This window comes from Lentilactobacillus farraginis DSM 18382 = JCM 14108 (assembly GCF_000583655.1).
GTDB classification, from domain to species: Bacteria; Bacillota; Bacilli; order Lactobacillales; family Lactobacillaceae; genus Lentilactobacillus; species Lentilactobacillus farraginis.
Map to the genome: position 1 here is coordinate 1 of NZ_BAKI01000061.1, position 10,703 is coordinate 10,703.

The 10,703-nt window shown below is 43.4% G+C and carries 6 protein-coding genes and 1 pseudogene; 4 read left to right on the forward strand and 3 right to left on the reverse strand.

What is annotated here, in order from left to right; genetic code table 11:
* Positions 1 to 511: 511 nt before the first annotated feature.
* Together JCM14108_RS12900 and JCM14108_RS12905 are read right to left on the reverse strand one after the other, a co-directional pair.
* Complete coding sequence (locus JCM14108_RS12900; protein ID WP_035181340.1) at positions 512 to 1,306, reverse strand: potassium channel family protein; 795 nt, start codon at positions 1,304 to 1,306, stop codon at positions 512 to 514.
* 423 nt (positions 1,307 to 1,729) lie between these two features.
* Positions 1,730 to 3,867, reverse strand: a pseudogene (locus tag JCM14108_RS12905) (LTA synthase family protein).
* Positions 3,868 to 4,262: 395 nt separating this feature from the next.
* Between JCM14108_RS12905 and JCM14108_RS12910 the strand changes: the two are divergent.
* The 4 genes from JCM14108_RS12910 (at position 4,263) to JCM14108_RS12925 (ending at position 9,389) form a co-directional block, all read left to right on the forward strand.
* Positions 4,263 to 4,925: a histidine phosphatase family protein gene (locus JCM14108_RS12910; protein ID WP_035181341.1), complete on the forward strand. Its 663-nt coding sequence runs from the start codon at positions 4,263 to 4,265 to the stop codon at positions 4,923 to 4,925.
* A gap of 17 nt (positions 4,926 to 4,942) precedes the next feature.
* Positions 4,943 to 5,380, forward strand: a complete 438-nt coding sequence (locus tag JCM14108_RS12915) for a GNAT family N-acetyltransferase (protein ID WP_035181342.1) — start codon at positions 4,943 to 4,945, stop codon at positions 5,378 to 5,380.
* A gap of 415 nt (positions 5,381 to 5,795) precedes the next feature.
* Complete coding sequence (locus JCM14108_RS12920) at positions 5,796 to 8,183, forward strand: beta-glucosidase (protein ID WP_035181343.1); 2,388 nt, start codon at positions 5,796 to 5,798, stop codon at positions 8,181 to 8,183.
* A gap of 24 nt (positions 8,184 to 8,207) precedes the next feature.
* Positions 8,208 to 9,389 carry an MFS transporter gene (locus JCM14108_RS12925; protein ID WP_035181344.1) on the forward strand — a complete coding sequence of 394 codons (1,182 nt, stop codon included), beginning with the start codon at positions 8,208 to 8,210 and terminating at the stop codon, positions 9,387 to 9,389.
* 96 nt (positions 9,390 to 9,485) lie between these two features.
* Here the strand turns inward: JCM14108_RS12925 and JCM14108_RS12930 are convergent, their stop codons facing one another.
* Positions 9,486 to 10,595, reverse strand: coding sequence for an acyltransferase family protein (locus JCM14108_RS12930; protein WP_035181345.1), 1,110 nt, complete (start codon positions 10,593 to 10,595; stop codon positions 9,486 to 9,488).
* Positions 10,596 to 10,703: the final 108 nt, after the last annotated feature.

A 10,703-nucleotide genomic window follows, 5' to 3' on the forward strand; every position in this document is an offset into this window, starting at 1 on the left:
TTAACTAGGTTAATAAGTATCTGCGTTTGCTTTGTAAAATATTATTTGTTGTATAATTTTTCAATGTACCATTCTTTGGTATTTGAATCTTTAAACCATACTACTGATCTTTTGATCTATTTGGCTGCCTTTACAGAATTAGTCATATGAAGTCAGTTTGTGTGACTAATTTGTCCATTTTGAGGATATTTAATAGTTCTCACTGATAAGTTTCCTATTTGCCAAATCATAGTAATTACACATTTTGTCTGATGGTAGTCACAAAAATGCGATAACGGTGCCGGATAATTTGGGGGCCTTTGGCAAACGTATTTTATACAACACTGCCTTTTTATTAACGACTACGTAATACTGGCTCGTTATTTATCGATATAAAGTTGGAGCTTTGCACTGGTTGATATTAAAAAGGTATGCAAATAATTTTAAGTTGCGTTACTTGATAGTTTCATAATCACCAAAAGGGCTGGAAGTCATCGTTTCTTGATGACTTTCAGCCCTTTTGAGATTGAGCTTATTTTGAATGCTTTTTCCTGGTTGTTGGTTTGGTATGCTTATTTTGGCCTTGAATTTCTTTTTGCATTTGAGCAACCTGTTTGGATAAATGGTTGACTTGCCTGGTAAGGTGCTTTAGTGTCTTATCCCGCTCATCTTCAGTATCTTGTTTGGTGAAGAAGCCGGTAATAGTGGACGTTAACAAACCAATAAAACCGATGCCGCCCAGCATGAGTAGTGAAGCCACAATCTTGCCGCCGGCGGTGTGGGGCGTTTCGTCCCCGTAACCAACAGTGGTTGCCGTTGTAATTGCCCACCACAATGCCTCTTGAAGCGAAACGTGTTCAAAGGAAGCAAATACCAACGAACTGCCAATTAGAATAACCAAACTGATTGAAAAAAGGTAGATAAAGCCGGTGTCATAAAGAAATCTGTGTATGACATTGGTAAATTTTCCAGTCCAGCCCAATTTCCACAGTAGATTATATTCACGAACAATTGCAAAAATTCTGGCAACCCGGAAGAGTGCAAAGACCGGATGAGACGGAATTAACGCGATCAGATCAAACAAATTTGAAATCAAGAAATCTTTCTTGGATTCTGCGAGCTTAAGTCGGACCAGATAGTCGATTAAGAAGAAAAGCCAGATCAGGAAGAAAATGTATCTGTAAATGCCGCTTTTTAACGTAATGACATTTATAATCGCCAAAATAACCATTAAAAATGAAGCCAATGCCAACAGAATGACTAAGACATTGTAGGATAAATGTTGAAGCCAGTGACTTTCTTGTGTTTGCCGTTTCGTTCTTCTCATCCCCGTTTACTTTGGCTTATGCTTCGGGTGCTAGACGCTTTGCTCCGCACACTGTCTAGGACTGCTACGCAAAACAACACCGCTCCACATAAGGGATTCTTTTCAAAAATCCAAACCCGGGATTTCCGAAAAGAACGCCTTATGCTCCGGGTGCTACCCGTTTTGCTTCGCACACTGTTCTAGGACTGCTACACAAAGCAACGTTCTGCATATAAGAGATCAATTTGAAAAGCCCAAACCCAGGACTTCCCAAATTGACGTCTTATACTCCGAACGTTAACCGCTTTGTTCCGCACACTATTCTAGGACTGCTGCGCTAATCATAAACCTGCATGCAAGGGATTCTTTTCAAAAATCCAAACCCGGGATTTCCGAAAAGAACGCCTTACATTTCGGTTTATCCCAGATTAGCTCCGCACACTATTATTTTCCACTGTCATTATTACTTGCGTCCGGGTTCGTAATCTTGATTCGGTTGGAATCTGTTGATTTGTGGTGGATTTCCGGTGCGTCTGTGACGTAGTCCTTGATAGTGTTGCCCTTCTTCGAATAGAGACTGGTTGACTTTCTGCCACGTTTTTCAGCAATCCGTCGTTCCTTTTGATAACCGTTGGCATAGTTATATTTTCTGGGGTCAACTGCTTCAAAGCCCTTTGGATGATAAAAACGCAACAGGTTTTTTTCATTGAGTGAATCTGATAATGACAGTTCCTTATCGACTCGCTTTTTGTCTTTATCAACCTGCTTTTGCTGTTGTTTATTGAGCGTCATTTCCTGTCCGGTTTTGTTAGAATAAATGTTACCGCTGATTGAGGTAAATGACGGGCTGACCCAATCCTGATTTCGAAAGGCCACTACCTGATCGTGCTGCTTGGAGAAAATATCGGTCCCAAACTGAATGTAACGTTTGGTGCTGATTCCCAGCAGGTGCATCAATGTCGGCAAGACATCAATTTCACCAGCGTATTTATTTGAAACGTAGCCGTTTTTGACGCCAGGGATGTTGATGATTAGTGGAACCCGCTGGAGTTGGGCATTATCGTAATCTGTCCAGTCATCCGGATTCTTTCCAAGGGCCTTGGCCAGGTTTTTATTTTCTGAATCGGAAATGCCGTAGTGGTCACCGTAAAGCAAAATAACGGAATTTTTCAATAAGCCGCTCTTTCTGAGGTATCTGTAAAACTCTCGAATGGATTGATCCAGGTAATGAGCCGTCACAAAGTAGTTATCTACGACATGATCGCCAGTATCGGTTGTCTTAAAGTTGGTATCTTCACTATCCAAGTCGTAAGGGAAGTGGTTGGTAACCGTGATATACTTTGCGTAAAACGGCTGTTGCAGATTTTGCAGATACTTAACGGATTCTCTAAATAATAGTTTATCCTTTAGACCGTAGCCCATTGAGCGGTCACCGGACGTATCATAATAACTGGCATCAAAGAAGTATTGATACCCCATTTCCTTGTAAACGTTGTTTCGGTTCCAAAAGCTGGCGACGTTGCGTGAAAGACTGCACTACTGTAATTGCGTCGCTGCTTTAGGATTGCCGGTGCGGCTTGGAACGTGTTATCACTGCCAAGTTGGGCGAACAACGATCCTTGGGGAAGACCGTAAGTGCTGGTTTCAAGCATGTTTTCAGCGTCAGAGGTTTTTCCTTGACCAACTTGATGAAAGAAGTTTCTGAATGAGTAAGAGGATTTGCTTTTATAAAGTTTATTCAGAAATGGTGTTACTTCTTGGCCGTTAATTTTTTTACCGATTAAGAATTGCTGGAAACTTTCAAGATGAAGAATAATCACGTTTTTTCCCTTGGCAATTCCGTAGTATTTTTTGTTAGGTTTGGCATAATGAGAACGGGTAAATTTTAAAACGTCACTAAGTTCAGATTTGGTTGCCGTTGCCCTTAAATCGTTTGTATGCTGCGACTTAATACCGTCATAAACCGTAAAAGCGTCCAACCCGAGATATTTAACGATATAGGTCCGATCAAACGTCCGAGTTAACAGCTGCGGGCGATCCATTTCACCTAGTGAAAGGTTAATGGCGAAAAATAACAAGGAGAAGGAAGTAACAGCTAACCCGATTCGCCTGTTAAGTGGGCGATGATCAATTTTAATTTTTTTGGTAGCCATCAAAATGATAATGACAATTAAATCAAGCCAGTAAATGATATCGTGAAAATTGGTAAGTGCCAGTGAACTACCACTTAAGCCTTGGTTGACCTTCGAGTAACCGGTCATGGTACTAACCGTCATAAAGTCGGTGAATTCCCGAAAATAAATAACGTTTAGATATAGTAAAACTGTGTTTAGGATTGCAATAATAATTGCGACTGGATAGAAGATACGGCTTCTTTTAAAGTAAAGCGCAATTCCCAGCAGCAGAACGGAAGTTGCCAATGGGTTGATTAGAACAATTAAAAACTGAAAGGGGTTACTAATTCCTAACCGGAAATCAACAAAGTAGGCAAACATTGTTTTAACCCAAAAACAGATAATTAATAACAAAAGAAATCCCTTGCGTGTACTGCATTTGGCAAGGATTGAATTAACATATTTCAAAACGCCGGCTCCTTCAAATATACTATACATACTTATTGTTATAGTATCAGATAAATTCGAAGAAGAAAGGGGAGAAATGGGAATTTGGGGGAAAATTAAAAAGTGTGCGGAGCTACCCCGGGATAACCCGGCGTGTAAGGCGTTTATTTCGGAAACCCCGGGTCTGGGTTTTTGAAATAAATCCCTTACATACAGGTTTGTGGGGTAGCGAAGCAGTCCTAAAAAGTGTGTGGAGCGGTGGTGTTTTGAGGAGCAGTCCTAAAAAAAGGTGCGCGAAACAAAGCGGTTAACGTTCGGAGCATAAGGCATCAAAGCGGGAAAATCTTAAAAATTCTATCTGCAACTTCCCAACAACTTGTTATACTTAGGGTATCAAAGACAAAGGATGTGGAAACATGACGAAATTTACTTTGTACATGGTCCGACACGGTCAAACGTATTTTAATATTTATAATAAGCTGCAGGGATGGAGCAATTCACCGCTGACTAAAAAAGGGATTCAAAACGCAGTTGATACGGGTGAGAAGCTGAAAAATGTTAAATTTGTGGCGGCTTACTGTAGTGATACTACCAGAGCCGAAGAAACCACCAAAGAAATTTTGAAGCGAAATACCGCATCGACGATCAAAGAGCCAATCACGTCACCATTTTTCCGGGAAGAGTTTTATGGTTATTTTGAAGGAAATGATATGGATCAGGCTTGGTATCTTGCGGGCGCGCCACATGGCCTGCCAACTTTTAAATCAATTGTTGAAAAGTATTCAATTGGCAAAGCCAAAGATTATTTGAAAGAAGCCGATCCATTCCATCAGGCTGAAAACAATGAAGAATACTGGCAGCGCCTTGATCAGGGGCTGGCATTGATTAAAAACGATTCCCGGATTAAGGATGGCGATAATGTCTTATTAATCAGTCACGGCAATACTTTATTAAGTTTGGTTGAGCGGTTTGGTCAGGGCCAATTTGATGTTACCAAGCGACCGGCCAATGGTAGTTTGACCAAGCTTCAGTTTGATGGTGATGATGTTACGGTGACGGCATATAACGAGCAATCATAGATTATTAGGTGGAAAAAGTGGTTGAAATTAAACAAACTGTGTTTTTGGATGACGTTTATCAGGACGCTCGGTTAATTCGCAAGGCGGTTTTTATTAAAGAACAGGGAATTGATGAGCAAGCGGAATTTGACGGAACTGATGATCAGGCAACCCATTACGTCGCCTATGAAAATCACCAGCCGGTTGCGACAGCCAGAGTAACGGTAACCAACAAGGGTGTCCACGTTCAGCGAGTTGCGACTTTAAAAAACTTTCGGCATAAAGGCTATGCAAAAGCATTATTGGAAAATATCCTGCGGGACCCAAAGTACGCTGACGAACCAGCTTTTTACCTGGGAGCGCAGGAAACGGCCAAGGGCTTTTACGAAAAGCTGGGATTTAAGCAGTATGGCAAACCGTTTATGGAAGTGGGAATTAGGCATGTAAAGATGAAGTGCGCGAAGCAAAGCGGTTAACGTTCGGAGTGTAAGGCGTTTATTTCGGAAACCCCGGGTCTGGGTTTTTGAAATAAATCCCTTACATGCAGAGCGTTGCTTTGCGTAGCGGTCCTAGATAGTGCGCGAAGCAAAGCGGTTAATGCCCGGAATATAAGACGTCAATTCGGGAAATCCCGGGTTTGGATTTTTCGAATTGATCTCTTATATGGAGCGGCATTGCTTTGTGTAGCGGTCCTAAGCAGTGCCCAAAGCAATGCAGTTAACACTAAACAATCCAAGCATCCCTCAGCAGCGATTAAAAAGTGCTCTGATCCATAGTCGGATCAAAGCACTTTTTAATCGCTGGCAATTCGTTCAATGGTAAGATATAACTGATTTTAAAAAATAATTACAAGTGGATTGATCAAACTGATTAATCGGAAGGAGAATTTTTATGCAGTCTTTGGAAGACCGGTTAAAGCAGTTAACGCCTGAAGAATTGATTAAATTGACGTCTGGCGCAGATTTTTGGCAGTCAGCTGCCATACCGAAAGCTCAGATTCCCAGCTTTCGAATGAGTGACGGGCCAAACGGGTTGCGTTACCAGTCCGGTACAGGAGATGCGTTGGGAATTAATGACAGCGTTGTCAGCACCTGCTTTCCAACAGCCAGCGCTGTGGCCTGTACTTGGGATCCGGAGCTGATTTCTCAAATGGGTCGGGCAATCGGCGCAGAAGCCCGTAGTTTAAAGGTCGATATGGTACTGGGACCCGGCATTAATATTAAGCGAAATCCCTTGTGTGGTCGAAACTTTGAATATTTCAGTGAAGATCCCTACTTGGCAGGTATGCTTGGGGCTGCTTGGATTAAAGGCCTGCAGTCCGAAGGGGTCGCTGCCTGCCTGAAGCATTTTGCGGGCAACAATCAAGAAAATGATCGTTTACTATCGGATTCTCTGATTGATGAGACTGCACTTCATGAACTGTATTTGGAAGCATTTCGAATTGCCGTTGAAACGGCGGCACCCGAAGGCATTATGTGTTCCTATAACAAGGTTAACGGGACCTATGCCAGCGACAATCCTTATTTACTAACTGATGTGTTACGTCATCAGTGGAAGTTTGACGGGGCGGTGGTAACCGACTGGGGCGCTTTAAATAATAAAGTGGCCAGCCTGAATGCCGGTACCGATTTGGAAATGCCGTCCAGTCATAATATGTTTGATCAACAGGCACTAGCTGCCTTGAAAGATGGTCAATTGAAGCGTTCAGCTTTACTGCGGGCAGCCGGCAACGTCGTTAAAGTAGCTGAGAAGAAACGACCGGCATTTAAAGGCGACCGAGAAGCGTTGTTAAGGCAGAATGGCCAGCTGGCTCAAAAAGTTGAAGAACAAGCGGCGGTCTTGCTGAAAAATGAAGACGGGATTTTGCCGATACAATCAGCCGAAAAGTTATTAGTGGTTGGGCAGATGGCTGCTGAAACCCGCTATCAGGGAGCCGGCTCCTCTCACATTAATCCGCCGGCTCATACGTCGATTTTGGATGGCTTAACCAAAGCCGGTATTACTTATGACTATCAGCAGGGCTATGCATTTGAAAATAAGACGGCCGGTCGATTAACCGATGCAGCGGTTACGGCGGCAAAAAATGCCCAGACAGTCCTTTTTGTGGCTGGCTTGCCGGAAACTGATGAGTCGGAAGGGTTTGACCGACAAAACATGAAACTGCCGGTTAATCAGAATGCGCTGATTGAACGAATGGCAGCGGTTAATCCCAATTTGATTGTCTTATTAATTGCCGGCGCACCAGTTGAGTTGCCTTGGCTGACGAAAGTTAAAGGCCTGATCAATCTGTATTTGGGTGGTCAGTTTGTTGGGGATGCGGCGGCTAATCTTTTGACCGGTAAGGTAAATCCTGCCGGCAAATTGGCTGAAAGCTATCCAATTACCTATCAGGACGTGCCGTCTGCTGAAATTTACGATCAAAATCCCCGTTCAGTAGGATATGCCGAAAGCGTTTACGTCGGTTATCGTTACTATGAAAAAGCGGGTCAGCCGGTGGCCTTTCCGTTTGGGTTTGGCTTGAGCTACACTAATTTTAAACTGAGTGATTTGAAATTAAATAGTGATCAGGTTCAGGCCGGCCGATCAATTCAGGTGTCGGTCAACGTAACCAATACCGGTGAACGGGACGGTGCCGAAGTGGTTCAAGCCTATGTGGGGAATTCACCACAGCGGCCATTAAAGCCACTAAAAGCGTTAAAGGGGTTTCAAAAGATCTTTTTAAAGGCCGGTGAAACCAAGAAAGTGACAATTGAACTGTCAGCTCACGCTTTTAGTGAGTGGGATCAGCAACAACAGCAATGGCAGTTGCCGACAGCAGCCAAATTTATTATTGTCGGGACCGGATCAAATCAGACATTACCGCCGGTGCCGGTTAAGGTGAATGGCCAGTCGATAGATGATGCCGCACGGGAAATACCGGCCTGGTATGTCAAACCGATCGGTAAGCCCAGCTTGACCGATTTTACCCAGATGAGCGGGTTAACGGTACAGCCACCAACGGTCAGTCGGCCGGGACGGTATACGCGGTTGAACACACCACGGGAATTGAGCGCGCATTCTATGATTGTTCGAAAAGTGACGGAGATCGTTAAGAAGAATATGACCAAGGGGATTTCAGATCCAAGCAGCCCGGAAGCCAAGTTTATGGAGACCATTATTTTAGATACGCCACTGATTCGACTGGCACAACAATCTAGTGGGAAACTATCGTTAAGCTTGGTTGATAAGTTGGTGGCGATCGCCAATCGGCACTATTTAAGGGCGATCTTTGGCCGTTAAAAAAGATTGAGGGGGAAAACAGCAATGACACAACAACCAAAGTGGCGGCTGGCACCCGCACTTTTGTCCATTTCGATTTTGTTGACCAGTGCTAACGCAGTGGCCGGCACCATTCCGTTAATGGTTAAACAATTTCCAAGCGTACCGTTAAGTCAGATTGAAAGTTTGACCACGATTCCCAGCTTAAGCGTGTTAATCTTTGTTATTTTAAGTAATCCGATCGCTAAAAAGCTGGGGAATAAGGTAACCGTTTTAGTAGGTGTTTTCATTGTTTTGCTTGCCGGTCTGCTCCCGATCGTCGTTAATTCGTTTTGGTTGATTTTAGGGTCCCGGTTCTTATTGGGAGCTGGAATTGGCTTGTTTAACGCGATGGCTTACAGTCTGATCAGTGCCTATTATGAGGGGACGCGGCGGCAAACAATGATGGGTTATCAGGGGTCAGTTAACTCGCTTGGAAATATCCTGATGTTTTTAATTTCATCATTTTTGATTGGCTTTGGCTGGCGTCAGGTTTATTTATATTATTTTATTGCTATTCCGGTGTTGTTTCTGTTTTGGTGGGGCGCTCCCAATGACCAGACCGCTGAAGTCTCGGCTGAGCGATTGAGTTCACAGCAGCCTACCAGCTTTGGACGGTTACTAAAAGGACGGTTGCTGGTTTATGCATTGTTGGTGCTTTTTAGCATGATGATCATGCAGACGGTAATCGTAAAAATTTCCGGTTTGATTTTGACTGCCGGCTATGGCAAAATTGCGGATGGCAGCATCGCATTGGCAATTCTAGGTGTTGCCAACATGATTGGCGGCACCTTATATGGCCGATTGTTTAAGTTGATCCACCGGTTGATTTTACCAGTTGGTTTATTGGTAGCAGCAATCGCGTTGTTTGCCATGTCACGGTCTAATTCCCTGATCCTGACTTTTACACTAACGGCAATTGCCGGACTTAGTACGTCATTGGTTGGCCCCTATTTGTTTGCAGAATCGGCTGAGATTGCCGGTAAAGGCAACGAAACACTGGCCTCGTCAATTTTAATTGTCGGGATTAATGTGGGCGTTTTTATTACACCATACGTGCTGTCAGGTCTCAGCAACTTAATTGGCAGTGATCAGCCGGCACCGATATTAGCAGCTGTCAGCGTTATCTTGGCAGTTATCGGTGTGTTGACACTGTGGCTGAAAGAATCGACGGCCGTCGCAGATTAGTGGTTATTAAACATTGAAATGATAAATTGATTTTTAAAAGCATTATAAAACAGCGTCATTTAACGTTGATACTCTCAAACGCTAAATGACGCTGTTTTATTTGGCGGGATGCGGCTGATGGGCTGGTAAGAGCAGGTGGATTCGCTGCCAAATGAAATGAATAATAAAGGCAGATCCAAATGACAGCATCCAGGTGCCGGCGTAAAGAATGGCAGTTCCAATCAGCAGGTGATGAATGACTAATTGCTTGCCGAAGGTTGACCAAAGCAGGTAAAGCCAAAAAACGTTCGATAGGAAAGCCCGGTAGGCAAAGTCGGCTAAAATATGAACAACTTTGTTGACCCTGGTGTGATTATCAATTTGAAAAATTGCCAGTGAGGCAATCAAGCTGATAACGACCAAATCATAGAGGACCATTGAAGGCTTATAGTAAGGCGCGTTCATTAATTTAATCGGAGAACCAAAGCGAAATAATTCAATATTAATCCAATAGAAACTGGCTAAAAAGATGAGACAGAAAATCGGCCACCAGGTTCGCAGGAACCGATTAACCATTTCGTGATATTGCCAGGCAAGAACACCGAAGACACCGTAAATCAGGAAACTTGGAAAGACCCGGTCCAGCAGGTACCAATGGGTCATTTGGGGGCCATGGAAAACTTCCAAGTCATAAAATAAAATCCAAGCCAAAAAGATGGCGATAGTCCAACCGGCAGTGATTAGCCCACGAACCGGCGTAGTAGCGGCCCAGCGACCAAGTGACAGAAAGATTGGCATTAAGAGAATGAACTGTAACATCATTGTGTTGTACCAAAGGTGGGGTGCCGCATTACCGTTTATAAACTGCCAGAGAAAGGTCCGTAAATTATGATAGTGACCAATCTGTTGCAGGTCCGGTGTTACCAACAAATAAATGGCTGTCCACCAAATTGTGGGAACAAACAAGCCGTGCCAGCGTTGTGCCAGGTAACGTTGATAGGAAATTGCTGCGTTGATCGATTTACGGGCTGTTGTGTAGAGAATACCGAAGATAAAAGCCGGTGCGGTAAACTTAATAAGATTGTAAAGGATGCCGATGCCGATTTCGTTAGTTGCTGAAGGGGTGGTTGTTAAAACAAACCCAAGAAGTGTCTGCAGCATGACGGCCGTGCAGGCAAATAGCTTTAAATAATCACCAATGTCTATATCCGTAGTTGTTTTTTGCATAGATTAAACCGTCCTTAGTCATAAGCGTTAATTTCTATTTTAGTAGTTCGGTCGGGTCGGTGACAACCCTAAACTTTTTAAGGAACTTCAAGGGAATGTTAAAAAAGA